The organism is Allobosea sp. 05L423 (assembly GCF_056397745.1).
In genome coordinates this window covers 129,443-156,198 of record NZ_JBFTOA010000007.1, presented here as the reverse complement: position 1 = coordinate 156,198, position 26,756 = coordinate 129,443, and the positions used below count along the sequence as shown (strand labels likewise).

At 67.0% G+C, this 26,756-nt stretch carries 25 protein-coding genes and 2 pseudogenes; 16 read left to right on the top strand and 11 right to left on the bottom strand.

Annotated elements, in window-relative coordinates:
- Positions 1–55 precede the first annotated feature (55 nt).
- The 5 genes from AC1DNE_RS17935 (at position 56) to AC1DNE_RS17915 (ending at position 3,544) form a co-directional block, all read left to right on the top strand.
- The gene (locus AC1DNE_RS17935; RefSeq protein ID WP_476841140.1) at positions 56–1,087 is read left to right on the top strand and encodes a TRAP transporter substrate-binding protein; all 1,032 of its coding nucleotides are present in this window, start codon (positions 56–58) and stop codon (positions 1,085–1,087) included.
- A 61-nt stretch (positions 1,088–1,148) separates the two neighbouring features.
- On the top strand, positions 1,149–1,694 hold the full coding sequence (locus AC1DNE_RS17930; protein WP_476765565.1) for a TRAP transporter small permease: 546 nt from the start codon (positions 1,149–1,151) through the stop codon (positions 1,692–1,694).
- Complete coding sequence (locus tag AC1DNE_RS17925) at positions 1,691–2,983, top strand: TRAP transporter large permease (protein WP_441471939.1); 1,293 nt, start codon at positions 1,691–1,693, stop codon at positions 2,981–2,983. Before AC1DNE_RS17930 ends, AC1DNE_RS17925 begins: the two co-directional genes overlap by 4 nt.
- 138 nt (positions 2,984–3,121) lie before the next feature.
- Entirely contained in the window at positions 3,122–3,319 is a 198-nt protein-coding gene (locus AC1DNE_RS17920) for a Clp protease/crotonase-like domain-containing protein (RefSeq protein WP_441471938.1), read from the top strand.
- Between the two features lie 75 nt (positions 3,320–3,394).
- The gene (locus AC1DNE_RS17915; RefSeq protein ID WP_441471937.1) at positions 3,395–3,544 is read left to right on the top strand and encodes an enoyl-CoA hydratase-related protein; all 150 of its coding nucleotides are present in this window, start codon (positions 3,395–3,397) and stop codon (positions 3,542–3,544) included.
- A gap of 13 nt (positions 3,545–3,557) precedes the next feature.
- Here the strand turns inward: AC1DNE_RS17915 and AC1DNE_RS17910 are convergent.
- Positions 3,558–3,677 (bottom strand): annotated as a pseudogene (locus tag AC1DNE_RS17910) (IS3-like element ISMxa1 family transposase); the annotation flags it as partial.
- Positions 3,678–3,811: 134 nt separating this feature from the next.
- Between AC1DNE_RS17910 and AC1DNE_RS17905 the strand changes: the two are divergent.
- From AC1DNE_RS17905 to AC1DNE_RS17895, 3 genes are all read left to right on the top strand, one after another.
- Positions 3,812–4,714, top strand: coding sequence for a DnaJ C-terminal domain-containing protein (locus AC1DNE_RS17905; protein WP_441471936.1), 903 nt, complete (start codon positions 3,812–3,814; stop codon positions 4,712–4,714).
- Complete coding sequence (locus tag AC1DNE_RS17900) at positions 4,711–4,992, top strand: chaperone modulator CbpM (protein WP_441471935.1); 282 nt, start codon at positions 4,711–4,713, stop codon at positions 4,990–4,992. Before AC1DNE_RS17905 ends, AC1DNE_RS17900 begins: the two co-directional genes overlap by 4 nt.
- A gap of 127 nt (positions 4,993–5,119) precedes the next feature.
- A complete protein-coding gene (locus tag AC1DNE_RS17895; protein ID WP_441471972.1) occupies positions 5,120–5,374 on the top strand; it encodes a DUF2171 domain-containing protein in 255 nt (84 codons plus the stop codon).
- Positions 5,375–6,005: 631 nt separating this feature from the next.
- On the opposite strand, the gene AC1DNE_RS17890 is transcribed toward AC1DNE_RS17895, so the two are convergent.
- From AC1DNE_RS17890 to AC1DNE_RS17860, 7 genes are read right to left on the bottom strand one after another with little or no spacing between them, the layout of a single operon-like run.
- On the bottom strand, positions 6,006–6,917 hold the full coding sequence (locus AC1DNE_RS17890) for a homocysteine S-methyltransferase family protein (RefSeq protein ID WP_476841139.1): 912 nt from the start codon (positions 6,915–6,917) through the stop codon (positions 6,006–6,008).
- Positions 6,914–7,636: a GntR family transcriptional regulator gene (locus tag AC1DNE_RS17885; RefSeq protein ID WP_441471933.1), complete on the bottom strand. Its 723-nt coding sequence runs from the start codon at positions 7,634–7,636 to the stop codon at positions 6,914–6,916. Before AC1DNE_RS17885 ends, AC1DNE_RS17890 begins: the two co-directional genes overlap by 4 nt.
- Positions 7,637–7,646: 10 nt before the next feature.
- Complete coding sequence (locus AC1DNE_RS17880; protein ID WP_441471932.1) at positions 7,647–8,420, bottom strand: ABC transporter ATP-binding protein; 774 nt, start codon at positions 8,418–8,420, stop codon at positions 7,647–7,649.
- Complete coding sequence (locus tag AC1DNE_RS17875; protein ID WP_441471931.1) at positions 8,417–9,118, bottom strand: ABC transporter permease; 702 nt, start codon at positions 9,116–9,118, stop codon at positions 8,417–8,419. Before AC1DNE_RS17875 ends, AC1DNE_RS17880 begins: the two co-directional genes overlap by 4 nt.
- Positions 9,119–9,120: 2 nt before the next feature.
- Entirely contained in the window at positions 9,121–9,846 is a 726-nt protein-coding gene (locus AC1DNE_RS17870; protein WP_441471930.1) for an ABC transporter permease, read from the bottom strand.
- Between the two features lie 19 nt (positions 9,847–9,865).
- Positions 9,866–10,729 carry a transporter substrate-binding domain-containing protein gene (locus AC1DNE_RS17865; protein WP_441471929.1) on the bottom strand — a complete coding sequence of 288 codons (864 nt, stop codon included), beginning with the start codon at positions 10,727–10,729 and terminating at the stop codon, positions 9,866–9,868.
- A 36-nt stretch (positions 10,730–10,765) separates the two neighbouring features.
- Positions 10,766–11,956, bottom strand: coding sequence for a M20 metallopeptidase family protein (locus AC1DNE_RS17860; RefSeq protein WP_441471928.1), 1,191 nt, complete (start codon positions 11,954–11,956; stop codon positions 10,766–10,768).
- Between the two features lie 127 nt (positions 11,957–12,083).
- Here AC1DNE_RS17860 and AC1DNE_RS17855 point away from each other — a divergent pair, with 127 nt between their 5' ends.
- The 4 genes and pseudogenes from AC1DNE_RS17855 (at position 12,084) to AC1DNE_RS17840 (ending at position 17,350) form a co-directional block, all read left to right on the top strand.
- Complete coding sequence (locus AC1DNE_RS17855; RefSeq protein WP_441471927.1) at positions 12,084–13,211, top strand: trans-sulfuration enzyme family protein; 1,128 nt, start codon at positions 12,084–12,086, stop codon at positions 13,209–13,211.
- Between the two features lie 246 nt (positions 13,212–13,457).
- A pseudogene (locus AC1DNE_RS17850) lies at positions 13,458–13,892 on the top strand (MFS transporter); the annotation flags it as partial.
- A 5-nt stretch (positions 13,893–13,897) separates the two neighbouring features.
- Complete coding sequence (locus AC1DNE_RS17845; protein WP_441471926.1) at positions 13,898–15,130, top strand: anion transporter; 1,233 nt, start codon at positions 13,898–13,900, stop codon at positions 15,128–15,130.
- 567 nt (positions 15,131–15,697) lie between these two features.
- The gene (locus tag AC1DNE_RS17840) at positions 15,698–17,350 is read left to right on the top strand and encodes an oxidoreductase (RefSeq protein WP_476765580.1); all 1,653 of its coding nucleotides are present in this window, start codon (positions 15,698–15,700) and stop codon (positions 17,348–17,350) included.
- A gap of 13 nt (positions 17,351–17,363) precedes the next feature.
- On the opposite strand, the gene AC1DNE_RS17835 is transcribed toward AC1DNE_RS17840, so the two are convergent.
- Positions 17,364–18,506, bottom strand: a complete 1,143-nt coding sequence (locus AC1DNE_RS17835) for an NAD(P)/FAD-dependent oxidoreductase (RefSeq protein ID WP_476765563.1) — start codon at positions 18,504–18,506, stop codon at positions 17,364–17,366.
- 184 nt (positions 18,507–18,690) lie between these two features.
- Between AC1DNE_RS17835 and AC1DNE_RS17830 the strand changes: the two genes are divergently transcribed.
- Genes AC1DNE_RS17830 through AC1DNE_RS17815 form a run of 4 tightly spaced genes read left to right on the top strand, consistent with a single transcriptional unit; the run spans position 18,691 to position 24,441 of the window.
- On the top strand, positions 18,691–20,754 hold the full coding sequence (locus AC1DNE_RS17830) for a hydantoinase/oxoprolinase family protein (RefSeq protein WP_441471922.1): 2,064 nt from the start codon (positions 18,691–18,693) through the stop codon (positions 20,752–20,754).
- 5 nt (positions 20,755–20,759) lie between these two features.
- A complete protein-coding gene (locus AC1DNE_RS17825; RefSeq protein ID WP_476765562.1) occupies positions 20,760–22,748 on the top strand; it encodes a hydantoinase B/oxoprolinase family protein in 1,989 nt (662 codons plus the stop codon).
- A complete protein-coding gene (locus tag AC1DNE_RS17820) occupies positions 22,745–23,062 on the top strand; it encodes a (2Fe-2S)-binding protein (RefSeq protein WP_441471920.1) in 318 nt (105 codons plus the stop codon). Before AC1DNE_RS17825 ends, AC1DNE_RS17820 begins: the two co-directional genes overlap by 4 nt.
- Complete coding sequence (locus AC1DNE_RS17815) at positions 23,059–24,441, top strand: FAD/NAD(P)-dependent oxidoreductase (protein WP_441471919.1); 1,383 nt, start codon at positions 23,059–23,061, stop codon at positions 24,439–24,441. The genes AC1DNE_RS17820 and AC1DNE_RS17815 overlap by 4 nt, the downstream gene beginning before the upstream one ends.
- A gap of 10 nt (positions 24,442–24,451) precedes the next feature.
- On the opposite strand, the gene AC1DNE_RS17810 is transcribed toward AC1DNE_RS17815, so the two are convergent.
- Positions 24,452–25,351, bottom strand: coding sequence for a LysR family transcriptional regulator (locus AC1DNE_RS17810; protein WP_441471918.1), 900 nt, complete (start codon positions 25,349–25,351; stop codon positions 24,452–24,454).
- Positions 25,352–25,438: 87 nt separating this feature from the next.
- A complete protein-coding gene (locus AC1DNE_RS17805) occupies positions 25,439–26,749 on the bottom strand; it encodes an NAD(P)/FAD-dependent oxidoreductase (protein WP_441471917.1) in 1,311 nt (436 codons plus the stop codon).
- Positions 26,750–26,756: the final 7 nt, after the last annotated feature.

Below are 26,756 nucleotides of genomic sequence, written 5' to 3'. Positions count from 1 at the left end.
ACCCACCTCAAGAGCGCGGCCGCAACGCGCCCCCATTCGAGACGGAGGACAACACATGAACAGGACCCTGATGGCGGCATGCCTTGCCGTGACGGCGCTCGGCGTGCTGAGCGCCTCCGTCCAGGCGGAGACCCGCAAGCTGCGCGTGGCGGATTCCTTCCCTGCGGGTCATTACCTTGTGAAGCTGATCATCCAGCCCTGGATGGCGGAGGTCACCAAGCGCACGAACGGCGGCGTCACTTTCGACTATTTCCCGAGCCAGCAGATCGGCAAGGCGGCTGACATGTTGAAGCTGACGCAATCGGGCGTGGTCGATATCGGCTATGTCGCGCCGGCCTATGTGTCGGACAAGATGGTGGCTTCCGAGGTCGCGATGCTGCCGGGCGGCTTCACCACGGCTTGCGAGGGCACGAAGGCCTATCTGGAAACGGCGCGCAACGGGCTCGTGGCGGCCGAGGACTACGCACCCAACAAGATCAAGCTGCTGCTCGCCGTCGCGCTGCCGCCTTATCAGATTCTGACGGTGAAGGCGCCTGTGGCATCCGATGCGGACCTGAAGGGACTGAAGCTACGCACGACAGGCGGCGCGCAGGACCTGACCCTGCGCAGCATCGGTGCGACGCCGGTGCGTATGGCCGCGCCCGACACCTACGAGTCGCTCTCGCGCGGCACGCTCGACGGCGTGCTGTTCCCGCTCGACAGCGTGATCTCCTACAATGTCGACAAGCTGGTGAAGCACTCCACCGAAGGCGAGAATTTCGGCAGCTTCATCGTCGCTTATTCGATCAGCGACGCCGCCTGGAGCAAGCTTGCCCCCGAGACGCAGAAGGCCATGGCCGAGGCGGCTGAGGTCGTTAACAAGAGCGCCTGCGCCGAGGTCGATCGCCAGGACGACGAGACTCGGCAGAAGCTGAAGACATCCGGCGTCACTTTCGCTCCTCTGCCGGCAGCGATGCATGCCAGCATCGCAGGCAAGCTCAGCGCGGTCGGTGACGAATGGGCCAAGGGCCTCGACGGGCGCGGCAAGAAGGGCAGCGAGGTGCTGAAGGAGTTCCGGGCTCTGCTGAAGAAGCAGGCCGGCGGCTGAGCTGCCGCAAATGGCGCGGGAGCTCAGCCCGCGTCGCCTGCCTCTGCCGAAAGGAACTCAGATGAAGTCGGTCCTGCGTGCGTTGTCCGTGGTCGAGAATGCTCTCGGCTGGCTGTCGGCTGCCGCGATGTTCGTGATCATGTTGATCGTCTTCTGCGACGTCATCATGCGCTACTTCTTCCACAGCCCGCTGTCCTGGGCCTATGATCTGATCTCGCTCTATCTCGTCGCCGCGGTCTTCTTCCTCTCGCTGTCGGCCGCCTATACCGAGGGAGCGCACGTCAATGTCGACATCCTGCAGCAGAGCTTTCCGCCCAGCACGATCCGGCTGACGGAACTCGTCACCGCGGCGATCGGCGCACTCGTCTTCGCGCTCATCACCTATTTCAGTGCGCTGAGGACGATCGATGCCTATGCCTCCCGCGACGTGCTGTCAGGTGCCATTCCCTGGCCGACATGGCCGTCGCTCGCGCTGGTGCCGCTCGGTTGCGGGCTCATGACGGTGCGGCTCGCAGTCCAGTTCATCGCCCAGTTGCTCAGTCTCGCCACGGGCCGGGATTTCGTGCCGGTCAGGATCGGGCATGGCGAGGGAGAACATTTCGAATGATCGTCGCCATCGGACTGGGCGTGCTGTTCTTCTTGCTCGCCATCGGCACACCTGTTGGCTTTGCCATGATCGCATCGGGCGTCCTTGGCCTGTGGCTGGTGGGCGGCATGTCGATGCTCTCGGGCATCCTCGAGACGGCGCCGCTCTCGACCGTCGGAGCCTATGAGCTCATCACCATCCCGATGTTCTTGCTGATGGCCGAGCTCGTGCTCCTCAGCGGCGTCGCCGACGATCTCTTCCGCGCGACGGCAGCGTGGATGGGGCGGGTGCGGGGTGGTTTGGCCATGGCGACGGCGCTGGCCGGCGCCGGCTTCGGCGCCATCTGCGGCACGAGCACCGCCTCGGCTGCGACGCTTTCGGCGACGAGCCTGCCGGCCATGCTCAAGCAGGGCTACGAGCCGGCGATGGCCGGCGGCGTCGTCGCGATCTCCGGCACCCTCGCAATGCTGATCCCGCCCAGTGTCGCGCTCGTCATCTTCGGCCTGCTTGCCGAGGTTAATATCGGCGCGCTGCTGATCGGCGGCATCATTCCCGGCATTCTCGTCATGCTCACGATCATGGCGACGGTCTACGTACTGGTGCTGCTCGACCCCTCCCGCGCCCCGCCGGCAAAACCCGTCCCGTGGCGCGAGAAGATCGCCTGGCTCAGGGTTGTCGGCCCTATGGTCGTCCTGTTCGGAGCAGTGACCGGCGTCATCTATACCGGTATCGCCACGCCAACAGAGGCTTCGGCGCTCGGCGCCGCCGGCGCGCTCGCCATTGCGGCCTGGTACGGCAAGGTCACGCTACCGGCGCTGGTGCGCGTCTTGCGCCGCTCCGCCAACGGCACCTGCATGATCGTGATGATCCTGCTCGGCGCCCAGATCTTCGGCTATTTCTTCACGCTGACCCAGGTCACACAGACGCTCGTCGGCTGGGTGGGCGCGCTCGAGGTCTCGCGCTGGCTGATCATCGCGCTCATCCTGTGCGGCTACATCATCCTCGGCATGTTCATGGACCAGATCGCGATCCTGGTCCTGACCGTGCCGATCGTCCTGCCGCTGATCAAGGTGCTCGGCTTCGACCCCCTCTGGTTCGGCATCATCAAGATCGTCACCGCGGAAGTCGGGATGATCACGCCACCGATCGGGCTCAACTGTTTCGTCGTTGCGCGCTATTCGGGGCGGCCGGTGCAGGAGATCTTCCGCGGTTCGCTGCCGCACTTCATCGCCCACATCGTCGTCATCGCGGTTCTGGTCGCGTGGCCGGAGATCATCCTCTGGCTGCCGCGCAAGATGATGGCCGGCTGACGGCCCTTCTCTCACGCATTTCAGCAGTTCAACGTGGCGCAAAATGACCGAAGCGGTTCGCTCCCGGGACGACCCTCAGGGGATCGTCACCCTGCCTCTGAACAGGCCAAGCTCCGTAATCCGATCTCGGATGAGGATATGGTCGCAGCGCTGCTTGCCGCGTGGGATAGGCTCCAAGCCGATGCGGCTGCCCGCGTCGCGATCCTGACCGGAGCCGGCACGGCATCCTCCTGCGGCAGCAATCTGAAGAAGATGGGCAGCGGCAGCGGCCTCAACGATCGGCTGCTGGTGCGAACGCGGGGCAATTATCGCAGCGGAATCCAGAACCTGCCCTGACGCTCGAAGCGCTCGAAATCCCGATCATCGCGGCGGTCAACGGGGCGGCGATCGGCGGGCTGCGACCTGACATTGATGTGCGACCTTCGCATCGCCTCCGAGAATGCGAGCTTCGGTGAGAATTTCGTCAAGCTTGGCCTGATTCCGGGAGATGGCGGAGCCTGGTTTCTGCCGCGTGTTGTGGGCAGAAGGCCGAGGCTCCGATGCTGCCGACAGGGTTTTTAAAAGGCCACTTTCGGAAGCGATGCCGATCGAGCAGTTCGCATTCCAATGTCGCGAAGAAGCCCTCGCACATGGCGTTGTCATAGGCGTGGCCGACGGAGCCGGTCGATGGCCTCACGCCGGCGTCCTTGCAGCGGGTGACGCTGTGCCGTTGCGGCAGGTCGGGGCACAAGTCATTCTGAGATGGGACGCATGCCGCTATCAAATTTCACGCGAAGTGACACAATTCGCCTCGCACCTTCGCCACCGAATAGGCCTTCGGAGTAACCCGTGAAAAATCCCTACGAGGTTCTCGGTGTTGCCTCGACGGCTTCACCCGCCGAGATCCAAAGCGCCTATCGCAAGCTGGCGAAAAAGCTGCACCCTGACCTCAACCCCGGCGACAAGACCGCCGAGGACAAATTCAAGGAGGTGGCGGTCGCCTATGATCTGCTGAGCGATGCCGACAAGCGCCGGCGTTTCGACGCAGGCGATATCGACGCCTCTGGCGCCGAACGGCCGCAGCACCACTACTATCGGGATTTTGCGACCTCGTCTCAGGGAGACCCCTATGCCGATGCCTCCGGCTTTGCGGACTTCATGGATCAGGACGATGCCTTCGCCGAGCTTCTCCGGCGCAGCCAGAGGGCGCGGGCGAACCGGCGTGGGCAGGATCTGCACTACCATCTGGTGATCGACTTTGCCGATTCGATCACCGGCGGAACCAAGCGACTCGATCTGCCGGATGGCAGCACGATTGACGTGAAAATCCCGCCGGGCCTCGTCGATGGCCAGACGCTCCGGCTGAAGGGCAAGGGCGCACCCGGCGCAGGCAAGGGCGGGGCAGGGGATGCGCTGATCGAGGTCGAGGTCCGGCCGGATCGCCGCTTCACCCGCGAGGGTGACGACATCACATTCGAGCTGCCAGTCTCGCTCACGGAGGCGGTTCTCGGCGGACAGGTCAGGGTGCCAACGCCGACGGGCGACGTCACGATGTCTGTGCCGAAGGGATCGAATGCTGGGACCAGGCTGCGATTGCGCGGCAGGGGAGCCCCGAAGCGCGGTGGTGGCCAGGGCGATCAGTTCGTCAAGCTGAAGGTGGTGCTGCCGAAGACTGTGGATCCGGAGCTCGAAGCCTTCGTGTCGAGCTGGAAGGGCAAGGACTACGATCCGCGCGAGGGCGGCGTGTCATGAGGATGACCAAGCAGGAGTTCCTGATCTCGTCGGGGCTGCAGGCGCAGGTGCTGGAGTTCTGGCTGGAGCAGCGCTGGCTGGTCCCGGAGGAGGCGGACGGCGAGATGCATTTCCACGATATCGACATCGCGCGCGCCCGTCTCATTCGGCAGCTCAAGGACGATATCGGCGCCAACGACGAGGGCATCGATGTGATCTTGAATCTCATGGACCAGGTCCACGGGCTGCGGCGCGTCCTCGCCGAACTACGGGAGGGAATGAAGGAGCGCCAGGGTTGAAGCACGCCACTGGCGAAACGCATGGAACCCGTCCGAGCCGCCGGTGGTTACGGCTGGAGCCGCGGGCGGCATGACCGCCGGCACGGCGTTCGAGCGTGGCCACGCTTCAAACCAGGAGGAGTTCAGGATGACGGACGAGATCAGGGAGAACATGGAACTCATCGGCGCCGACGGCGTCCATGTCGGAACGGTCGATCGTGTCGAGGGAGGGCGCATCAAGCTCAAGAAAAGCGATGCTTACGGCCGTCATGAGGGCCACCATCACTATATTGAGCTCGGCTTCGTCGCCGGTGTCCAAGGCAACAAGGTGCGCCTTTCCGCCAATGCGGATATCGCCGTGAAGCTTGAGGAGGAGGGATCGGGAAAGCCGGTCGATCTGTGAAGAAACCAGCGACTTCACATCCTGCATGACGCCGGGCCACCAATTCCTTCGGGTTATTTTTGTGGCCGCCGTATCGCATCATCAGCAGCATCAAGTCCGGGCGACCGGCTTGATTTGAATGAAGGTTATCGAGTTGGTCGTCGACTAAATCAGGCGTTCTTTCCATAATTTCGCAGCCCGTCGTGGCGTTGCTGACGTAACCGCCGCGCCAGTGGCTTACGGATTTGGGGTCGAGGTTTTCCGGACGCGCCATGGCGTGAGATCTTCGACAGCGCTTTGTGGTGGCCGTTGATGATGGCTCCCGCGGATCGGCGGCTCTCTCCGGGCAAGCCGGGAAATGGATGGTGGATGAACCAGGGTGCAGCCAGCTATCCCCTGTCGCGGACGGGCGGGCGACGAAAGATCGGCTCGGTATTTCACATTCATGGAGCGGGGCCGACGAGCCAAGTTGTCGTCGAGTCGGCGGCTTCCCTTATGGCCGCCGCCGTGCAGCCCATCCGCTGGATTGGCTAATCGAGTTGATAGCAAACAGGTCCGCTTCCGGCCCGAGGCGGCTTTTGCGGCCCCTCTCTGGTAACCAGTCGGCCGTGCGCCAGATGCGGAACTTGGCACACTGCCGGTAAGCGCGCGTTCAATCAGCTCTTAATTCGGTGTGCAGCGCGCAGATCGCGTCGGGGCCGATGCCGCAGCATCCGCCAATGATACCGGCGCCGCGGCGCCGCCAGTCCCGCCCGAAGTCGCGATAGCGCAGCGGCCCGACATCGTCGCGCAGATCGCTCAGGCCCTCGTTGGCCGCGGCATCTCCGGTCTTTTCGGGGAAGGCATTGGCATAGACGCCGATCGGAAGCTCGGCGTCGCCGAGCACGGAGCGGGCGACGTCGACGGCCGGGCCCATGACCTCCGGCAGGCTGCAGTTGAAGAGCACGGCGGCGGCACCAGCGTCTCGGACGGCGGCGACGGCTTCCGCGACGAATTCGCCGGAGCGCAGCATGGGCAGGCCGCCGGCCGCGCCCTCGTCCTGCAGCGTAAAGGACGCCCAGATCGGCTTGCCGGTGGGGCGCACGGCGGCGCAGGCCGCCAGCGCCTCGGCGATGCAGCTTTGCGTCTCGGCGAGGAAGTGATCGACGGAGGGGAGAAGCGCCTCGATCAGCACCGCCAGCAGGGAGGGCGCCCGCGCCGGATCGAACAGATCGGGGCGGTAGGAGCCGAACAGCGGCGGCAGCGAGCCGGCGACAGCGATGCCGCGGCCACTGCGCAGCCTCTCCTCATCGGCAGCGCGACGGGCCAGTTCGCCGGACAGCGCGGCGAGACGCGCGCCGTCCTGAGGGAAGCGCTCCTCGCCGATATGGAAGGGCACGACCGCGTAGCTGTTGGTGGTAATGACCGTGGCGCCTGCCTCGATGAAGGCGCGATGCGCCGCGACGACCGTTTCCGGCGCTTCCATGAGCGCCAGCGCTGACCATTCCGGCTGCCGGAACGGGGCGCCCATGCGCTTCAGCTCGCGGCCCATGCCGCCATCGAGGAGGATCATTCTCTCGTTCATGCCGGATCGCGTGTCCTCTTTGCGGCTTCTGAACCTAAGTCGTCCACTGAGACCAGACTGCGGTATCCTTCGAGATCGGCGGCGAGACTGGGATCGATATGGGCGCGCACGGCGCGCTCCGCCTCGTCGGGCGTGCCGCGCATCACGCCCTCGAACAGGGCGCGATGATCGGCTTCCAGCGGAAAACGCGCGGGCCAATGCATCTCCGACCAGCGGTAGAGCCATTCCATCTTAGTGGAGAGGGCAGCGTATCGCTTGATCAGATGGCGGTGGCCGGTCGCCTCAACGATCGCTCGGTGAAAGCCGAGATCGGCCGCGACGCGGTCGTCGATCGAACTCGCTTCCGCCGGCGCCAGCTTCGCGAAGGCGGCGGCCAGCAGCTCTTTGGGCCGCGTCTCGCCCCGGTCGGCCAGGATGCGCGCCGCCAGCCCCTCCATCGCTTCCCGCAGGGTGTAGATTTCCCAGATCACCTGGTCGTTGAGGCTGGCGACGCGCCAGTTCGAATAGGGCGCGCGGACCACGAGTTCGTCGGCCTCCAGCGCAAACAGGGCGGTCCGCACCGTGCCGCGCCCGACCCCGAGGCGGCCTGCCAGCGCGATCTCGGTCAGCACCTCGTCCGGCAGCAGCCGGCCGTGGACGATGTCATCGCGCAGGCGGCGCATCGCCATATCGGCGAGGCTGAGCCGCTCGATCGGCTGCTGGTCGTCGGTCAGGGGCACTGGCCGCTCCTCACACGCCGCTGCGATGCATGCCGACGAAGCGGCGGCAGCGCTCCGACTGCGGATCGAGGAAGACCTGCTCGGGCGGGCCCTGTTCCTCGACGCGCCCGTCCTGAAGGTAGATGGCGTGGTTGGAGACCTCGCGCGCAAAGGTCATCTCATGGGTCACGATCAGCATCGTGCGGCCCTCTTCCGCCAAGGCCCGGATGACGCGCAGCACTTCGCCGACCAGTTCCGGGTCGAGGGCCGAGGTCGGCTCGTCGAAGAGCAGCGCGCGGGGCCGCATCGCCAAAGCGCGGGCGATGGCGACGCGTTGCTGCTGGCCGCCGGAGAGATGGGCCGGCCAGGCGTCGAACTTGTCGGAGAGCCCGACCTTGGCGAGCATCGCCTCAGCCTCCTCGCGGCATTCGGCGCGCGGCCGCCCCTGGACGTGGAGCGGGACCTCCATGACGTTCTGCAGCGCCGTCATATGCGGCCAGAGATTGAAGCTCTGGAAGACGAAGCCGAGCTGGCCGCGCAGCCGGCGCACGGTCTGCCGCTCGGCCCGCGAGAAGCGATGGCCGGCATTCCTCATGCGGATCTGCGCATCGCCGACGCTGACCTCGCCCCGATCCGGGATTTCGAGCAGCGGGATGCAGCGCAGCAGCGTGCTCTTGCCCGAGCCGCTCGCGCCGATGATGGCGATCACGTCGCCGTCGCGGGCGGCGAGGTCGACCCCGCGCAGCACCTCCTGCCCGCCAAAGCTCTTTCGGATGTCGGTCAGCCTGACCGTGATCGGCTTCATGCCACGCTCCGGGCGCCGGTCGGCCGGCGATAGGGGGAGAGGTGCTGCTCGAGCCAATCGACCGCCCGGGCGATCACCGTCACCAAGACGAGATAGATCACCGCCGCGCACAGGAAGATCTCGATGGCGCGGTAGGTTTCGGAGACTTCCGCGCGCGCGATGCCGGTGATCTCCATCAGCGTCACGACGCTGGCGAGCGAGGTCGCCTTGACCATGCTGGTGATCTCCGCGCCATAGGCCGGCAGCGCCTGGCGGAAAGCGAGGGGGAGCACAATCCGGCGCAGCATGGTCAGGCGCGTCATGCCGGAGACGCGCGCGGCCTCGATCGCACCCGTGGAAACGGCGCGAAGGCCGCCGCGCAGGATCTCGGAGGTATAGGCGGCGTCGTTCAGCATCAGCGCGAGGACGGCGCAGACATACGGCTCGCGCAGCAGCGGCCAGAGCGGCGAGTGACGCACCGCCGGAAACTGGGCGAGACCGTAATAGATCAGGAAGATCTGGATCAGCAGCGGCGTGCCGCGGAAGATGTAGACGTAGAAGTCGGCGATCCGCGCGCCGATCCAGGAGGAGGCGCGCAAGCCCGACAGCCCCAGCGCGATGAAGCCGCCGCCGAGAAGCGCCAGCACTGCCAGGAGCAGCGTCAGCGGCAGCCCGGCGAGCAGCTTGGGAAAGATCTGGGCGATGAATGCGATATCCATCGCTACCCCCTGCCGGTCGTTGCTGCCTGCCCCCGCATCGAGCGCCATTCGGCGATGCGGAAGAGGAAGCCGGAGACCGTGGTGATGGCGAGATAGATCCCGCCGCCGGCGAGGAAGAACAGGAAGGGCAGCTCGGTCGAGTTCGCGGCCACCGTCACCGCGCGCAGCGTCTCGACGAGCCCGGTGACCGAGACCAGCGCCGATTCCTTGATGACCGACTGCCACTGGTTGCCGAGGCCCGGCAGCGCGGTGCGCAGGGCCAGCGGGGCGATGATGCGCCGGAACATCGTCCAGCGGCCCATGCCGGTGACGCGCGCCGCCTCTAGCGTTCCGGGCGCGATGGCATGGAAGGCGCCGCGCAGCACTTCCGCCTGCGTGGCGCCTGAAAGCAGGCCGATCGCGAGGCAGCCGGCGGCAAAGCCGCTGATCTCGACCGGACCGACATGACCGAACTGCTTGGCGACGGTGGACGCGATCTGCCGGCCGCCGAAATAAAAGAGATAGATGACCAGCAGATCCGGGATGCCGCGCATGACCACGCCATAGCCCTGCGCGAGGCGTTGCACCGGCGCGGAGCCGGCGATCCGCGCCCAGGCGCAGAGCGTGCCGAGCCCGAGCCCGAGCGCGAAGGCGCTGGCCGAGACGGCGAGCGTCATCAGCCCGCCGTTCAGCAGAGCATGGCCCCAGCCCTCCGGGCCGAAGCCGAGCAATGTCAGGCTGTCATCCATCTCGTCCTGCCCGCCTGCGTCAGCTCGCGGGCGTGATGTCCATCTCGAACCACTTCAGCGCCAGCTTCTTCAGCGTGCCGTCGTCGATGACGGACTTCAGCGCCTTGTCGAACATCTCCTTGAGCTCGGGATCGCCCTTGCGCAGGCCGACCGCCGAACCCAGCCCGAGCAGACCGCCGGCGAAGAGATAGCCGGACTGGATCATCTCGCCGTTCGACTTCTTCGCCGTCGCCTGGATGTTGATCTGGGAGGCCATCACGGCGTCGACGCGGCCGCTCTTCAGGTCCAGGAAGGTGTCCGGCCCCGAGGGATAGGTGCGGATGGTCAGGACGTCCTTGAAGTAGCGGTTGAGCACGTCGTTCTGGATTGTCGCGACCTGAACCGCGACGGTCTTGCCAGCGAGCGACTTGGCGAGTTCATCGATCGCCTTCTTGGCGGCGGCCTCGTCGGTCAGCGGTACCCGCGTGCCGGTGCCGGGCATGGCCTTGATGCTGCCTTCCTTCATGATCGCGAAGCCCGAGCCGGCGGAGGCGTAGGGACGGGAAAAGGCGATCACCTCCTCGCGCTTGGGCGTGATCGAGAGCGCGTCCATGATCGCGTCGTATTTGCCGTCGGTCAGCCCGGCGATCATGCCGTCCCAGGCCTGTGCGATCATCTCGCATTTGACGTTCATGCGGGTGGACAGCTCCTGCAGCAGGTCAGGCTCGAAGCCGATCAGGCGGCCGTCAGGCGCGTGCATGTTGTAGGGAGGGAAGGCGCCTTCCGTGGCGACGCGGATGACCTTCCACTCCTTGGCGGCGGCGGCACGGGGAGCCACGCCCAGAGCGAGGCCGGCGGCCGCGCCGAGGCCCAGCTTGAGGAAGTCGGAGCGGGTGATCGTCATGTCGGGTCTCCAGGGCCTTAGAGAATGCGGGCGGGATCAGGACAGGATGTCGAAGGCGGTGCGGGCGAGGGCTGCGGCGCCCAGTCCGATGCAGCGCTCGTCCGGCTGATAGTCGGAATTGTGCACGCGGTCGTCGCGGCCGGGCTGCGACGAGCCGACCAGCAACTGGCAGGACGGGATCCGCTCCGAGAAATAGGAGAAATCCTCGGCGCCGAAGCGTCCCTCGAGCTGGTCGATCTTGTCCCCGCCGAATTGCTCGGACACCGAGCGGATCACCGCATCGACGACGCCGTCATCGTTGATGAGCGCGGGGGCCCCGCGCTTGTAGTCGATCTCGCAGGTTACGCCCATCGCTGCAGCGACGCCGTCGCAGATGCGCCGGAAGGTGGCTTCCATCGTGTCGCGGCTCTCGGGCGAGCGGCAGCGGACCGTGCCCTGGAACAGACAACTGTCGGGGATGATGTTGTGCGTCGAGCCGCCCTGGATGTGGCCGATGGTGAGCACCGCCGAGCGGGTCGGGTCCATCACGCGCGAAATCGCAGTCTGCAGCTGCATGATCATCGCGGAGGCGGCGACGATCGGATCGAGCGCCGAATGCGGGCGCGCCGCATGGCCCGACTTGCCGTGCACGACCACGTCGAATTCGTCGCTGGACGCCGTGGACGCCCCCCGGACATAGCCGAAGCGACCGACCGGCATCTCCGGCCGGTTGTGGAAGGCGAGCGCGATGGCGGCGCCGTCGGCCGCGCCATCCGCGACCATGGCGGCGGCTCCGCTCTCGACCGTCTCCTCCGCCGGCTGGAACACGAGCCTGACGCTGCCGCGCAGCCGGGGCGCCATCGCCTGCAGCACCGAGCCGACGCCGAGCAGCGTGGCGGTGTGAATGTCATGGCCGCAGGCATGCATCTTTCCGGGCACGGTGCTGGCGAAGGGCAGCCCCGTCAGCTCCTCCATCGGCAGGGCATCCATGTCGGCGCGGATCAGCAGGCAGGGCCCGGGAGCGCCGCCGGTGATCTCGGCCACCACACCGCTGCGCCCGACGCCGCGCTGCGGCACGAGTCCGATGCGCTCCAGCTCCTGCGCGACGATCTCGGCGGTCCGGGCGGTCTCGAACCCGATTTCGGGGTGGGCGTGGATGTCGCGGCGGATGGCGATCAGCTGCGGCTCGATCTCGGCGACATGGCGTTCGATCGCGAGTGAGAGGTCGTTCTGGCGGTCGGCAGACATCAGAGGCTCTGACGGACGGTAAGGAGACCTGAACTTCGCACAGATCATTAGCCGCCGCAATTGGACCGAGGATCGACAATCGACAATAGACTTCTAAAATGCGCGCTCCCCGGAGCATGATATTCCGATGCACGCCGCGACCATCCTGGCCCAGCTCGACCACGTCACGGATCCGTCGACGGGCGGGCTGGTGCCGTCGATCCATCCCGGCGTGACCTATGTCCGGCCCGGAAGCGACATCGCCCTGGGCTATGCCCGCTCGGGAAACAGCGGCGCGGCGCTTGTCGAGACCATCCTCTGTCAGCTCGAAGGTGGCGCCGTGGCCGCGGCGTTCGGGGCCGGAGCGGCAGCGGCCCAGGCCGTGCTCGCGACCTTGCGACCCGGTGACCGGGTGCTGATCGACACCGGCCTCTACTACGAGTTCGGACGCATGATTGGCGCCTTCGCGGAACGCTTCGGTCTGGGATTGGCGCGGGCCGATCTCTGCGATCTCGATGCGGTCGCCCTGAGCCTCGGTGCCGCGCCGACGCGGCTCGTCTGGGCCGAATGCCCGAGCAACCCGCTCTGGCGCGTGCCGGATCTCGCTGCGCTGGCAGCGCTGGCGCATCGGCACGGCGCAAGGCTGCTGGTCGATGCGACGGTGGCGACCCCGGTGCTCTGCCGGCCGCTGACGCTGGGCGCCGATCTCGTGCTGCATTCGGCGACGAAATACCTCAACGGCCATGGCGATCTGGTCGCCGGCGTGCTCGTTGCGGCAGAGGACGATGGGTGGTGGCATGAGATGCTAGCCGCCCGCGAGGCGCATGGCAGCATCCTGCCGCCCTTCGAGGCCTGGCTGCTGCTGCGCGGCATGCGGTCACTGGCACTTAGGATGGAGCGTGTCTCCACGACGGCTCTGACGCTCGCGGGCTGGCTCGACCGTCATCCGCGCGTCTGCAAGGTGCATTATCCGGGGTTGCCACAGCACCCGCAGCACGGACTGGCCTGCCGGCAATTCCGGGAGGGCTTCGGCGGCATGCTCTCCTTCGAACTCGCCGACGCGGCCGAGGCCGTAGATCTCTGCGCCCGGACGCGGGTCTTCCGCCCCTCGACCTCGCTCGGGTCGCCCGAGAGCCTGATCGAACACAGGTTGAGCACCGAAGGCGAGGAATCCGATTGCCCGCCGGGACTGATCCGGCTGGCGATCGGACTGGAGCATCCGGACGATCTCCTGGCAGATTTAATGGAGATGTTCCGCAGTATAGCGCCTCGCTGATTCTTGGGAGCGGCGAATGGCGAAACTGGCTCTCAGCTAGCCTTCGCAGTTGGCTTCTTATCCATTAGAAGCATCAAGCGGCTTCGCGCCGATTGTGTTAAAAAATCCGGGGGGCTTGAAGTTCAAGCTGGGTCGGCGCGCGGCGGAGAAAACGCTCTTCGGTTGCTAGTGAAGCGCCCCAAGCGAGGCGCCCTCTTCGCCCGCATAGGAACGAAATTTCTACATTGGGACCGGACGAGCCCGCTCAAGGTCAATGCCCGGGGCCGAAAGCCGATCTTCCTGGTCACCTTAGGCGTGCGGGCGCTGAGCGGCGCGCCCTATGTCGTCTCGGACAACCCGTTCTGGCTGGTGGCCGTGCAGGCGCTCAGCGGCGTCGGCGCCGGCATCTTCGGTGCGCTGTTCCCCATCGTGGTGGCGGACCTGACCCGAGGCACCGGCCGCTTCAACGCCGCGCAAGGTGCCGTCGCGACGGTCCAGGGCGTGGGGGCTTCGATCTCCGCCTTGCCGGCGGGCGTGATCATCGTCACCGCCGGCTATTCCGCCGGCTTCGTCACGCTTGCGGCAATCGCGGCTTGCGGCCTCGTTCTCTATGTCGTTGCCATGCCGGAAACGCACGGCTATGAGCCGCCGACCGACCACGGCGCCCGCCCGGTGCCGGCGGCGAGCGAGAGAATGGCCTGATCTGCATGACCGGCTGGGGCCTCAACGCGACGCAGATCCTCGCGATCGCGATCTTCCTCGCGACCTATGTCGCCATCGCGATCGGCCGTATGCCCGGCCTGCGCGTCGACCGTGCGGGAGCGGCGCTGATCGGGGCTGCGCTCATGGTCGGCTGCGGGGTGCTTTCCCTCGAGGATGCCTATCGGGCGATCGATCTCGACACCATCACGCTGCTGCTCGGCATGATGATCGTGGTCGCCAATCTGCGGCTCTCGGGCTTCTTCCGCATGGTGACCGGCTGGGCCGCAGGCCGGGCGCGGCATCCGGTGCTGCTACTGTCGGTCGTAGTGATGACGACCGGCGTGCTCTCCGCCTTCCTCGTCAACGACGCGATCTGCCTGGTGATGGCGCCGATCGTGATCACGCTGACCCGCGCGCTCGACCGCAACCCGGTGCCCTATCTCATCGCGGTGGCGCTCGCCTCCAATGTCGGCTCGACGGCGACGATCACCGGCAACCCCCAGAACATGATCATCGGCAATCTCTCGGGCATCTCCTATGGCGCCTTCACCGGCGCGCTGCTGCCGATCGCGGTGCTGGGGCTGCTGGTGACGATCCTGCTCGTGCTCCTGCTCAATCCGCGCGAATACATGACGCGGCAGGCGCTGCGCAGCGTGACCGTTCCCGCTCACTATCACGGCTGGCTCGCGACGAAGGCAGCGCTGGTTTCGGTGGCGATGATCGCCCTGTTCTTCCTCGGCCAGCCGGTGGCGAAGGTGGCGATCTGCGCGGCAGCGCTGCTGCTGCTCACCCGCAGGATCGAGCCGCGCAAGGTCTACGCCGAGATCGACGGGCCGCTCCTGCTGATGTTCGCCGGGCTCTTCGTCGTGGTGCGGGGGCTTGAACAAGCGGTGTTGACGCCTGACCTGCTGGCGCAGGCCGCCCGCCTCGACCTCGGCAACGCGGCGACCCTGACCGGCGTCACCGCGGTGCTGTCCAACCTCGTCAGCAACGTCCCAGCGGTTCTCGTGCTGAAGCCCTTCGTCGAGCAGCTGCACGATCCCCAGCGCGCCTGGCTCGTCGTGGCGATGGCCTCGACTCTCGCCGGCAACTTCACGCTCCTGGGCTCCGTCGCCAACCTGATCGTCGCCGAGCGCGCCGCCAAGGACGGCATCACCATCGACTTCTGGACCTATTTCAAGGTCGGCGCGCCGCTGACGCTCGCGACGTTGGCGATCGGTATCATCATGCTGCCCTGAATTCAAAAAACTGTCTGGGAGGCTTGGCAGTCCACCTAAATCACAGCCGCTGGCGGTGCCTGGAGGCCGGCTCGCCCCGATTGTGTTGGAAAAATCCGGCCGGCGTGAAGCTCAAGCGGTTCGCGCGCTTTGCAGAGGATAACGTTCTTCGCGCTTCACGATATCGCTCCAACAAGGTCGTTAACGCGATCTACAATTGGATGAAATCTCTACGCTCGTGGAAGCCGATCTCGCTCATAGTATTGTGACGACGTCCGGCTTCGCCGCAATGATGCTCTCCCACCCCTGAGTCGGCCAACGCGCTATGTCCAGGAAATGTAGTCTGTGCGGCGAGCTCTTTACGCCCCTGCGCGAAAAGGGCTAGTCGAGCCGGAAACATTATAAATGTTCTAAGTTGTTGTGCCGGGTTACTTTAGCGCGAGCCAGCTATCGGCGCTCATGGTCTTGGCTCTGACCATCCGAGATGTCGGGCGAGCATTTCGGGCGTGGCCGGAGCGCCTCGTCGAGTGCATCCAATTCCGTCGCGATCTGGGTCCGAAGCCATAGCGCCACCCCTTCGACCATCGCATTGAGAGGCGCGTCAGGGAGACGCGCAACCGCAATTTTCCCAAGGAGATGGACGATGCGGACATCGCGCGCATCATCCGGGATTATGCCGATGCGGCGTTGCGCTGCATGGAGGGTGGGCTTGACGGCATCGAGACGGTGACCGGCGGCCACCTCATCGGCCAGTTCCTGTCGCCGCGCACCAACAAGCGCACCGACGGTTTCGGCGGCTCGCACGAGAACCGGGCGCGCTTCGGGCTCATGGTCCACGAGGCGATCCGCAAGCGCGTCGGCAACGACGCCGTCGTCGGCATCCGCTTCGTGATCGACGAGGGCGTAGCCGATGGGTCGGATTTCGAGGATTGCCTGCAACTCGCCCGGATCTTCGAACGCGAAGGCTATATCGACTATTTCAACTGCATCTACGGCCGCATGGACACGGATCTCGCGCTGGCCGAGGACAACATGCCCGGTATGTTCCAGCGCAACGCGCCCTATCTCGCTTCGGTGGCGCAGTTTCGCCGCGAGACAAAGCTGCCGCTGATCCATGCCGGCGGCATTCGCGACGTCGCGACCGCTCGCCACACCATCCGCGAGGGCGTCGTCGATCTGATCGGCATGACCCGTGCTCATATTGCCGACCCGCATCTGGTCAACAAGATCAGGCGCGGGGAGGAGGAGCAGATCCGCCCCTGCGTCGGCGCCTCCTACTGCCTCTACAAGAAGGTCAACTGCATCCATAACGCCGCCAGCGGGCGCGAAACCGTGCTCGGCCATGAAGTCGCGCCGGCCTCGCGAAGCCTGAAGGCCGTGGTGGTCGGCGGCGGGCCGGCCGGGTTGGAAGCCGCCCGCGTCTGTGCCGAGCGAGGGCATTCGGTCGTGCTATTCGAGGCTGCCGCCAAGCTGGGCGGGCAGTTGCTCGTGGCCAGCGCTGCCCACGAGCGTCGCGACCTGATCGGCATCGTCGATTGGCGCATCGCGGAACTCGATCGGCTCGGCGTCGATATGCGGGTGAACTGCTATGCGGAGGCCGACACGGTTCGCGCCGAGGCGCCGGGCCTCGTGATCGTCGCCACAGGCGGCATTCCGGATACCGACTGGTTCGAAGGTTCGGAGCTCTGCGACAGCGCCTGGGACGTGCTGACCGGCACGGTGCCCGGCAAGAGCGACGTGCTCGTCTATGATGGGACGGGGCGTCAGGCCGCGGCATCCTGCGCGTTGCAGCTTGCTCGGCAGGGCCGGTCGGTTTGCATCGCCACGCCCGATGACGCGCTTGCCGTCGAGATGTCCTATATCGACAAGTCGAGCTTCAGGAAGCGCTTCGCCGAGCTCGGCATCCGCTCGCTCGTCGATGTCAGGCTGGAGAAGGTCGAGCGCCGGGGCAACGCCTTGCAGGCCACGTTCCGCAACGAGCTGACCGGCGCGGAAAGCCAAGTCGAGGCCAGCCAGATCGTCGTCGAATACGGCACGCTGCCGGCCGCCGAAATCTATCACGAGTTGCGACATCTCTCGGCCAATGACGGGGTGACCGATATCGCGTTCATGCTGGGGAGCGAGGAGGCGGCCGCGCCGGCGCCGGGGCACTTCCTCCTGCACCGTATCGGCGACGCCGTTTCGAGCCGCGACCTCTATTCCGCGATCTACGAGGCCTACCGGCTTTGCTCCAAGCTTTGAGCGATCGGTCCAATCAAGCCGCGGCAGGGCTTCGGCCGCTCGCCGCGTCGGCGAAGCGCTCGATCCGGAAGTCGTGGAGCGGGATTTCGGTCGTGCCCGTCGCGATCAGCTCGGCCATCGTGTCGCCGACGCCCGGGCCCAGCTGGAAGCCGTGCCCGCTGAAGCCAAAGGCGTGGAACAGCCCCAGCGTCGTGCCGGACGGGCCCATGACCGGCAGCATGTCGGCCAGATAGCCCTCGCAGCCCGACCAGGTGCGGATTACCGAGACTTTCTCCAGAGCCGGTAAGAGCTGCCGCAAGGCACGGAGCTGGGCAGGCAGCCGCGTCGGATCGGCCTTTGCATGGCCGGGGTCCAAGGCGACGTCGACACGCTCGGCTGCGCCGCCGAAGACGATGTTGCCGCGCTCGACCTGACGGAAATAGGCGTCGGTTCCGTGCCGGCGTGTCCAGATGCCGACGACCGGCAGGATGCGATGGGGCAAGGGCTCGGTGACGCCCATCTGCGGACCGCGCGGGGTGAGGGGCACCGGCTCGCCGAATTGCGCGGCGATCCGCATACCCCAGGCGCCGGCGGTGTTGAGGAGCCTGCCGGCCTCGAACACGCCCTTCGATGTCGTGACGCGGAAGCCTGCCTCGGTCTTCTCGATGCTGCCGACCTCGCAATCCTCGACGATCTCCGCGCCGAGCCGCCGCGCGGCGTCGGCGAATGCGGGCGCGATAAGGCGTGGATTGCCCGAGCCATCCTGAGGCGAATAGGAGGCTGCGATCGCGCCGGGGCCGAGGCCGGGAAAGCGCGCGCGGATCTCGTTGGCGCCCAGTTCTTCGAGCTCGAGCCCCCAGGGCCGCGCCGCCTCGGCATAGGCGCGCATATCGGCCAGCGCATCCTCTTCGAAGATGAGCCGGAGATGGCCGGTCGCGCGGAATTCCACATCGCGGCCGAGCAACCGTTCCGCATCGCCCCATAGCGTGCGGGAGCGATGCGCGAGCGGCAATTGCGTGAGATGCCGCCCGGTCCGGCGGATATTGCCGAAGGATGCGACGGTGGCGCCCGTTCCGACCCGGTGACGTTCGATCAGCGTGACCTTCAGGCCGCGCCGCTTCAGGAAGAAGGTTGCGGCGGTTCCCATCAGGCCGCCGCCGAGCACGATCACATCCATGTCCAGCCTCTTGCCACTGCGGCGGCAATTTTACACGCGGCCGAACCTGACGCGGGCGCGCGGAGCCGTCAAAGACGCGATGGCCGGCAGGCCATAAGTCGAGCCTATGGTCCTGCCCCGCATGTCTCTTGGACCATCTCGCGGCATCCGTGTCAGCTTCCGGCCGCCAGCAAGAGGAGCGGACATGGACGATGGCACTGTGCCGAGTGCGGACTGGAAGGTCGGCGTCGATATCGGCGGCACCTTCATCGATTTCTGCGCGCTCGAGACGCGCTCCGGCCAGGTCGCGTCGCTGAAGGTCTTGACGACGCCCGACGATCCGGGCGCCGAGCTGATGACGGGCCTCTCGCTGCTCGCCGAGCGTGAGGGGCTCGATCCCGAGGCCGTCACCCGTTTCGTCCACGGCACGACGGTCGGCGTCAACACCATCATCCAGCGCAAGGGAGCGCAGCTCGCTCTCTTCACCAATGCCGGCTTCGAGGACGTAATCGAGCTCGCCCGCCTGCGCATGCCCGAGACGTATTCGCTGTTCTGCTGCCGCCCGGAGCAGCTCATCACCCGCGATCGGGTGTTCGGCATTCCGGTCCGCATGCGTTCGGACGGGCGCGAGACGGTGAAGCCCGATCTCGAAGCCGTCGCTGCCGCCATCGCTTCGGCAAAGGCGCGGGGAGCTGTCGGCATCGTCATCGCCTTCCTCCACGCCTGGCGCGACGGCGCGCAGGAGGAGGCGGTGAAGGCCGAGATCGCCCGGCTGGCTCCGGAGCTCTTCGTCTTCACCTCCGCCGAGGTCTGGCCGGTGATCCGCGAATACGAGCGGACGACGACGGCGATCCTCAACGCCTACGTCCATCCCCGCATCGCGGGCTATCTGACGGCGCTGGAGCAGCGGCTGGCGGATCGCGGCGTGCCGGCGCGGGCGCTCCTGACCAAGTCGAATGGCGGCGTGATGAACGCTGCCGAGGGCAAGCGCGCCTGCGTCTCCATGCTGCTCTCCGGCACGGCTTCGGGCGTGATCGGCGCGACCTGGTTCGCCCGCCAAGCCGGCGAGAAGCGCGTGCTGACGCTCGATATCGGCGGCACATCCGCCGACTTCGCCCTGATCATCGACGGCGAGCCGCAATACGGCACCGGCGAGATGATCGGCGAGTTCCCCCTCTATATTCCGTCCGTCTCGGTCAGCTCGATCGGCATCGGCGGCGGCTCGATCGCCACGGTCGACGGGCAGGGCGTGCTCCGGGTCGGGCCGGAATCGGCCGGCTCGACACCGGGGCCGGCCTGCTATGGGCGCGGTGGCGAGCAGGCGACCGTCACCGACGCCATGGTGGTCTGCGGCTGGCTCGGCCATAGTGAGATGGCCTATGGCCAGCTCAGGATGGATGCAGGCCTTGCCCGCGCCGCCGTAGGGCGACTGGCCGAGACGCTCGGACGGCCCCTCGACGACACGGCGCAGGCGATCCTCGATATCGCTGTCTCAGAGATGTTCGTCGAGGTCGAGAAGCTGTCGTCGCGGGCGGGTGTCGACCTGAAGGAGTTCACCCTGATGCCGTTCGGCGGCGGGGGGCCGATGCTCGGCGCCTTCCTCGCCCGCGAACTCGGCATGACCAGGTTGCTGGCCCCGCGCCGACCGGGCGTCGTGTCGGCGCTCGGCGGCCTCGTCGCCGATTTGCGCGGCGACTTCGTCCGCACGCTCTTCGCCGAACTCTCCGCCGCGGTCCTGCCGCAGCTGAACGCGGCGGCCGCCGCCATGGTTCAGGAGGGGCGCAGCTGGCTTGCGGCCCAGGGACATGCCGGCCCTGCCGATCTCCGGTTCTCGGCGGATATGCGCTATGTCGGCCAGAGCTACGAGATCGAGGTTCCCCTGCAGCCGGCCTGGCTCGAGGCCGGCGACCCGACGGCGATCGCCCGCGAGTTCCATCGGACGCATGCCCGAATCTATGATTTCGATGATACGGACGGCCGGATCGAGATCGTCAACCTGCGCCTCTCTGCCATCGGTGCGGGGCCGGTCCTCTCCTTCCCGGAGGCCAGCGAAACCGATGCGGTCGCGACGCCGGAATGCGCGCTCGATATCCATACCGGCGGTGCGCGAAGGGCGGTCGGACTGTACCGCCGCGCCGACCTGCCGCCCGGCAGCCGCTTCGCCGGCCCGGCTGTCGTTGCCCAGGAGGACACCACGGTGGCCATACCTGCCGGCGCGATGGCGCGGATCGACGGCCATCTCAACCTTCATCTGACTTTCGCTGGGTGATATCGATGTTCGACCGGATGAAGCTTCAGGTGCTCGCGAACCATGCGCGCGCCGCCGCTGAGAACATGGCGCATACGCTGCACCGCACGGCGCATTCCGCCTTCGTCAAGGAGACGGAGGATTTCACGGTGATGCTGATCAGCCGCAGCGGCGACACCTTCGCCGTGCCGATGGAGCTGGGCGCGACCTGGTATCCCGGCCTGTCCTGGGCGCCGGCGCTGGCGATGGTCGACGACTATAAGCCCGGCGACGTCGCCTTCACCAACGACCCCTATTCCTGCTTCGTCGCCACCCACGCGCCCGATACCCATCTCTGGAAGCCGGTCTTCCACGAGGGCGAGATCGTGGCCTGGACCGGCGGCCATATCCACAACACCGACATGGGCGGCGCAGTGCCGGCCTCGCTCTCGCGGGCACTGACCGAAATCCATCAGGAGGGCATCCGCTTTCCGCCGATGAAGCTCGTCAACGAAGGTGTCTTCGACGAGCAGATCCTCAGGATCATGACGACCAATGTCCGCAAGCCGGACCTGAACATCGGCGACATCAAGGCCCTGGTCGGCGCGCTCAACACCGGCGAGCGCAAGGTGCTGGCCATGATCGAGAAGTTCGGCCGCGAGGCCTTCCTCGGCGGCGTCGAGGCGCTGCTCGACCATGCCGAGGCGCAGGCGCGCGAGGTGCTGTGCGGCATGCCGGACGGCACCTGGGAATTCGCGGATTATGCCGACGAGGATTCGGTCGAGGCCAATCCCTGCCGCCTGAAGCTCAAGCTCACCATCCGCGGCGACGAGGCGGTGCTGGATTTCACCGGCTCCGACCCGCAGCTCGCTTCCTCGCTCAACGTGCCGAGCGGCGGCAATCCGCGGCACACGATCCTGCTCGTCGGGGTCTATTACGTCCTCTACACGCTGAACCCGAAGATCCTGCTCAATACCGGCCTGACGCGCCCCTTCACCTGCATCGCGCCGGAGGGAACGGTGCTCAACCCGGTCTTCCCGGCCGCGGTCGGCATGCGCTCGCTGACCTGTGCCAGGCTCCGTTCCGTGATCTTCGGTGCGTTCTCGCAGGCCGTGCCGGAGCGTTTGCCCGCGGCGCCCGCCGGCAACAACTGCATCGTCAACGTGATGACGACGGACGAGCGCACGAGCCGGACCGTCATCGCCGCTGTGAACCCGGTGGTGGGCGGCGGCGGCGGCATGCCGCATCGCGACGGCACCAACGGCTCCGGTGCCGACGCGGCCTATCTCAAGAACACGCCCATCGAGATCACCGAGACCGAGACGCCGGTGGAATTCGTCAAATACGGGCTGGCCAAGGATAGCGGCGGCGCCGGGCGCTGGCGCGGCGGGCTTGCCACCGACATGGCCTTCCGCGTCTTCGCGCCGGACAGCCGCATCACCGCCCGCAATCGCGACCGCAGCTTCTTCCGGCCCTGGGGCGTGCTGGGCGGCCGGGCGGCAGGATTGTCGGACATGGTGGTCAATCCGGGTCAGCCGGAGGAGCGGCGGCTCGGCAATATCGACACCGCCGTCCTGCAGCCCGGCGATGTGCTGGAGATCCGCTCGGCCGGCGGTGGCGGCCGCGGCCATCCCTTCGACCGGGAGGCCTGGCGCGTGGTGCAGGATGTCGTGCGCGGCTATGTTTCGCCGGAAGCGGCGGAGCGGGATTATGGCGTCGTCACGCAGGACGGAGTCCTGGACGAGGAAGCGACGAAGGCGCGGCGCGCCGACCGAGCGCCCATCGCCGGCCACTTCCATTTCGGCCCGGAGCGCGAGGGCTACGAGGCGCAATGGACGCGGGACGCCTATGACAGGCTGACGGCGATCCTCGCCGGCCTGCCGATCCACTGGCGCTTCTTCGCGAAGACCGAGATCTTCCGCCGCATGAAGCGCAGGGCCGGCGCTGATGGTGTCGACGAGGCTTTTGCCGCGGCCAAGCTGCGGTTTCCCGAGATGCCGGAGCCACGGCTGGTCCATGCCGAGGCGGCCGAATGAGCACAGCCGCGAGCGAAGGGGCGGGCAGGCTGGTTCGATTGGCCGAGGTCGATCGCGCCCCGTTGTGCTTCTTCCTCGATGGCAGCGAGCACCGGGCTTTGACGGGCGACACCGTGCTCAGCGCGGTGCTGTCGGTCGCGTCGGCACTGCGCCGCTCGGAATTCGGCCCGGAGGCCCGTGCAGGCTTCTGTCTCATGGGAGCCTGCCAGGACTGCTGGATCTGGCAGGAGGATGGACCAAGGCTGCGGGCGTGCTCGACGCCGCTGGCCGAAGGCATGCGCCTCCTGTCCGACGCGCCGGGCGAATGGCCATGAGCGACGCGGCAGGACCGCGGGTCGTTGTCGTCGGGGCCGGGCCGGCTGGCATCCGGGCTGCCGAGGCACTCGTTGTCGGCGGGCTGATGCCCATCGTCATCGACGAGGGCGAGCGCGCCGGAGGCCAGATTTATCGCCGGCCGCCGCAGGGTTTCACGCGCCCGCCAGAGGCCCTCTATGGCTCCGAGGCTGCCAAGGCGATCGCGCTGCACCAGACCTTCGATTCCCTGGCGGCGGCCGGCAGCCTCCTTCATCATTCACGCAGTTCCGTCATCGCCATTGCGGACGGGCGATTGCAGGTCATTGGCGACGCAGGGGCGCGCTGGGTTTCCTATGACCGGCTGATCCTCGCTGCGGGAGCCATGGATCGCATCATGCCCGTGCCGGGCTGGGAGAATGCCGGCGTCTACGGGCTCGGCGCGATGCAGATCGCGCTGAAGGCGCAGGGGGCCGCGTTGGGACGGCGCATCGTGCTGGCCGGCTCCGGCCCGCTGCTCACACTGCTCGCGGTGCAATTGCTCAAGGCCGGAGGGCAGATCGCGGCGGTCCTCGATACCGCGTCCATGCGCCAGCAATTTCGCGGCTTCTCAGGCCTCTCGGCAAGGCCGCTCTTTGCCTTGCGCGGGTTGATGATGCGCCGGCGCCTGGCCGGGCTCTACCATGCCGGCGTCCAGTTGGATCGCATCGAGGTGGATGAGCGCGGCCCGGTCGCCCTGTTCTGGCGCGATGAAGCGGGCCGGAGCCAGCGTACGGCCTGTGATGCGGTCGGCATGGGTTGGCACCTGCGGGCAGAGACCCGTCTTGCGGACCTGGCCGGCTGCGACTTCGCCTATGACGAGACCTGGCGGCAATGGCTGCCGCAGGCCGACGCCATGGGGCGGGCCGGACGCGGCGTCTATCTCGCCGGGGACGGGCTCAGGATACTCGGCGCCGATGGGGCCGAGGTCGCAGGGCGGCTCGCCGCGGCGGCCTGTCTGAAGGATCTCGGTCTGCCGGCACCGGACATGGCGGCGGATAAGCGCCGGTTGGCCCGGTTCGGCCGCTTCGCGCGCGGCGTCGCGGAGGCTTTTCCCTGGCCGGCCGAGACGGCGGCCGAATTGCCGGATGAGACGGTGGTCTGTCGTTGCGAAGGTGTTACGGCCGGCGAGTTGCGCCGGACCGTCGATTTTGGTGGTGGCGAGGTCAATCGCGTCAAATCGCTCGGGCGCGCCGGCATGGGGCGCTGCCAGGGCCGCTATTGCGAACTGGCCGCCGCGGAAATCGTCGCCGGCAGCGCGGGGCATGCTTGCGCGGCTGCGGCGGGCCGGCTGCGCGGACAAGCGCCGGTGAGGCCAGCGCCGATCGCTGCCCTGATTCAGGATGCGCCTGCCGACGGATAGGATCGAGAGCTCAGGCGCCGGGCGGGTGATTGAGGTCCCGGCAGGCGGCACGCAGGCAATTGCGCATCAGCTCATGGCTGGCCGAGAGTGGCCGGTCTTTGCTGGTCAGGATGGCGACGGGCACTTCGATCCGGGGTTCGAACGGCCGGGTCACGACGCCGTTGAACTGCTCCCAGGGCAGGAGACTGTCGACGATGGCGATGCCGAGCCCGTCCCGCACATAGGGCAGGGCCGTGATCGATAGGTCGATCTCGATCGCCGGGGCGTAAGCAAAATCTTCGGCCTCAGCCGATGCTGCCAGCAACCGTCCCGGCAACGTGTCGGCGCGGTAGGAAATCAGCGTCTCGTCGCAGATGTCGGCGAAGCAGACGCGGTCGAGCCCGGCCAGCCGATGCCCGGCCGACACGACGCAGACCAGCGTGGCGCGCCCGACCGTCTCGGCATGGATGCCCGCATGCGGCAGGTTGTTCATGGCGATGCCGAGGGAGACTTCGCCATTGCGCAGCATCTCGACGATGGATGTCTGCGAGGCGATGAGCGAGCGCACCACGATCTCGGGATGCTCCTCCCGGAAAGCGGTCAGGGCGCGCGGCACGATCGACATGGAAGGCGGAGCCGACGCGGCGAGCCGGACGAGGCCGGTGCGCCCGTGCCGCATGTCGACCGTCCGTCGCCTGAGCGCATCGAGCTCGCCGAAGATGTGCTCGGCCTGGGAGTACAGCTCCTCCGCCTCCTGCGTTGGCACAAGCCGGCCGCGCACGCGGTTGAACAGCTTGAAGCCGAGCTGGTCCTCGGCATGAAGCAGGATCTGGCTCAGGGCAGGCTGCGAGATGTTCAGCATCGCGGCCGCGCCGGTGACCGTGCCGCAGCGCATCAGCGTGCAGAAGACTTCGAGTTGGCGCGCCCGCATCTGTCCTCCCATCAACGGCGATAGCGCAGACATCGCCGCCGCCGGCGCGGATGTCCAGCCTCAACCGCCCTCGGGTTTGCTCCCGGTCTATCGCTGGTCCCAGCGATCCCGCATTTCGTAGAAGAGCACGGCGAGCGGCAGGAACCAGAGCTTGCCGAAATAGAGCGGGCGGCTGCGGAAGGGTAGATCGGAATAGGCGCTCGGCGCATCCGTGTTGCCGAGCATGCGCTGCGCGATCTTGTGGCCGAACCAGCTCGCCCGAGCGATGCCGGTGCCGTTGTAGCCGCAGGCATAGAAGACACCCTCCTGCTCGCCGAGATGGGGCAGCTTGTCGAAGGTGAAGCCGGTCTGGCCGTGCCAGTAATGGGTGATCGGCGTCCGTTCCAGCTGGGGGAAGACCTGCAGCATCTGCTTGCGCAGGTGCCCGGCATTGGCGTGGGCGACATTCTCCCCGGTCACCTTGAGCACGCGTCCGCCGAAAAGAATCCGGGTCCCGTCGGGCGAGGGGCGGTAATAGGTCACGACACGCTGGCTGCCCGCCAGCATGCGCCGCTTCGGCATGAGGCGATCCATCACCTCGGCCGGGAGCTGGCCGGTCGCGATCAGCGCACTGCGGATGGGAATGATCCGCCGCTGCAGGAAGGGCAGGAGCGCCCCGGTGTAACCGTTGGTCGCGACGAGCAGCTGCTTCGTCGCCGTCTTCTGTCGCCCGACGGAAAGGCTGAACCCGCCGGCCTGGGGCGAGATCGCCGTGACCCGGGCGCCGCTGACGATATGCACGCCGAGCCGCCGCGCGGCTTCGGCGAGACCCGCGACATAGCGGGCAGGATGTAGGCCGGCATAGCCGGGCATGGCGAGGCCACCATGGTAGAGTTCGGTGCCGATCTCGCCCTGCTGCTCGGCCCGCGGCACCAGGTAGGCATCGCAGGGCATGACCTGCCGGATGCGGTCGAGATTGCGCCCCATCGCCTCGTAGAGACGCGGCGTCATCGCTCCCCGGAAATAGCCGACCACCGCCAGATCGCAGTCAATGGCCTCCCGCGCCACCACATCCTTGACGTGCTGCAATGCGAGAAAACTCTCCTCGACGATGGCGCGCGCCTTGTCCGGGCCATAGGCCATCGCGGTGTCGAAGGTCGCCCAGCCGGGGCCGAGCATCCCGCCATTGCGGGAGGAGGCGCCCCAGCCGGGCGCTTCCGCGTCCAGCACGGTCACCTGCTTGCCGGCACGCGCCAGGGTCAGCGCGGCATTGAGGCCGGTGAAACCGGCGCCGACGACGGTGACGTCGCTCTGTGCGGGAAGTTCTACCGGGGCCTGCGCCGCGGGCCTCGCGGCGTCCCACCAATAGGGCGTGTCGACCGCGTCGTCGCTGAAGAACGGACCGGACAGGCGTGCCATGCGCGTA

Coding starts and splice junctions, on each gene's coding strand:
- AC1DNE_RS17935 (WP_476841140.1), top strand. CDS start 56: ATGAACAGGACCCTGATGGCGGCATGCCTTGCCGTGACGGCGCTCGGC.
- AC1DNE_RS17930 (WP_476765565.1), top strand. CDS start 1,149: ATGAAGTCGGTCCTGCGTGCGTTGTCCGTGGTCGAGAATGCTCTCGGC.
- AC1DNE_RS17925 (WP_441471939.1), top strand. CDS start 1,691: ATGATCGTCGCCATCGGACTGGGCGTGCTGTTCTTCTTGCTCGCCATC.
- AC1DNE_RS17920 (WP_441471938.1), top strand. CDS start 3,122: ATGGTCGCAGCGCTGCTTGCCGCGTGGGATAGGCTCCAAGCCGATGCG.
- AC1DNE_RS17915 (WP_441471937.1), top strand. CDS start 3,395: ATGTGCGACCTTCGCATCGCCTCCGAGAATGCGAGCTTCGGTGAGAAT.
- AC1DNE_RS17900 (WP_441471935.1), top strand. CDS start 4,711: ATGAGGATGACCAAGCAGGAGTTCCTGATCTCGTCGGGGCTGCAGGCG.
- AC1DNE_RS17895 (WP_441471972.1), top strand. CDS start 5,120: ATGACGGACGAGATCAGGGAGAACATGGAACTCATCGGCGCCGACGGC.
- AC1DNE_RS17890 (WP_476841139.1), bottom strand. CDS start 6,917: ATGAACGAGAGAATGATCCTCCTCGATGGCGGCATGGGCCGCGAGCTG.
- AC1DNE_RS17880 (WP_441471932.1), bottom strand. CDS start 8,420: ATGAAGCCGATCACGGTCAGGCTGACCGACATCCGAAAGAGCTTTGGC.
- AC1DNE_RS17875 (WP_441471931.1), bottom strand. CDS start 9,118: ATGGATATCGCATTCATCGCCCAGATCTTTCCCAAGCTGCTCGCCGGG.
- AC1DNE_RS17870 (WP_441471930.1), bottom strand. CDS start 9,846: ATGGATGACAGCCTGACATTGCTCGGCTTCGGCCCGGAGGGCTGGGGC.
- AC1DNE_RS17865 (WP_441471929.1), bottom strand. CDS start 10,729: ATGACGATCACCCGCTCCGACTTCCTCAAGCTGGGCCTCGGCGCGGCC.
- AC1DNE_RS17860 (WP_441471928.1), bottom strand. CDS start 11,956: ATGTCTGCCGACCGCCAGAACGACCTCTCACTCGCGATCGAACGCCAT.
- AC1DNE_RS17855 (WP_441471927.1), top strand. CDS start 12,084: ATGCACGCCGCGACCATCCTGGCCCAGCTCGACCACGTCACGGATCCG.
- AC1DNE_RS17845 (WP_441471926.1), top strand. CDS start 13,898: ATGACCGGCTGGGGCCTCAACGCGACGCAGATCCTCGCGATCGCGATC.
- AC1DNE_RS17835 (WP_476765563.1), bottom strand. CDS start 18,506: ATGGATGTGATCGTGCTCGGCGGCGGCCTGATGGGAACCGCCGCAACC.
- AC1DNE_RS17830 (WP_441471922.1), top strand. CDS start 18,691: ATGGACGATGGCACTGTGCCGAGTGCGGACTGGAAGGTCGGCGTCGAT.
- AC1DNE_RS17825 (WP_476765562.1), top strand. CDS start 20,760: ATGTTCGACCGGATGAAGCTTCAGGTGCTCGCGAACCATGCGCGCGCC.
- AC1DNE_RS17820 (WP_441471920.1), top strand. CDS start 22,745: ATGAGCACAGCCGCGAGCGAAGGGGCGGGCAGGCTGGTTCGATTGGCC.
- AC1DNE_RS17815 (WP_441471919.1), top strand. CDS start 23,059: ATGAGCGACGCGGCAGGACCGCGGGTCGTTGTCGTCGGGGCCGGGCCG.
- AC1DNE_RS17810 (WP_441471918.1), bottom strand. CDS start 25,351: ATGCGGGCGCGCCAACTCGAAGTCTTCTGCACGCTGATGCGCTGCGGC.
- AC1DNE_RS17805 (WP_441471917.1), bottom strand. CDS start 26,749: ATGGCACGCCTGTCCGGTCCGTTCTTCAGCGACGACGCGGTCGACACG.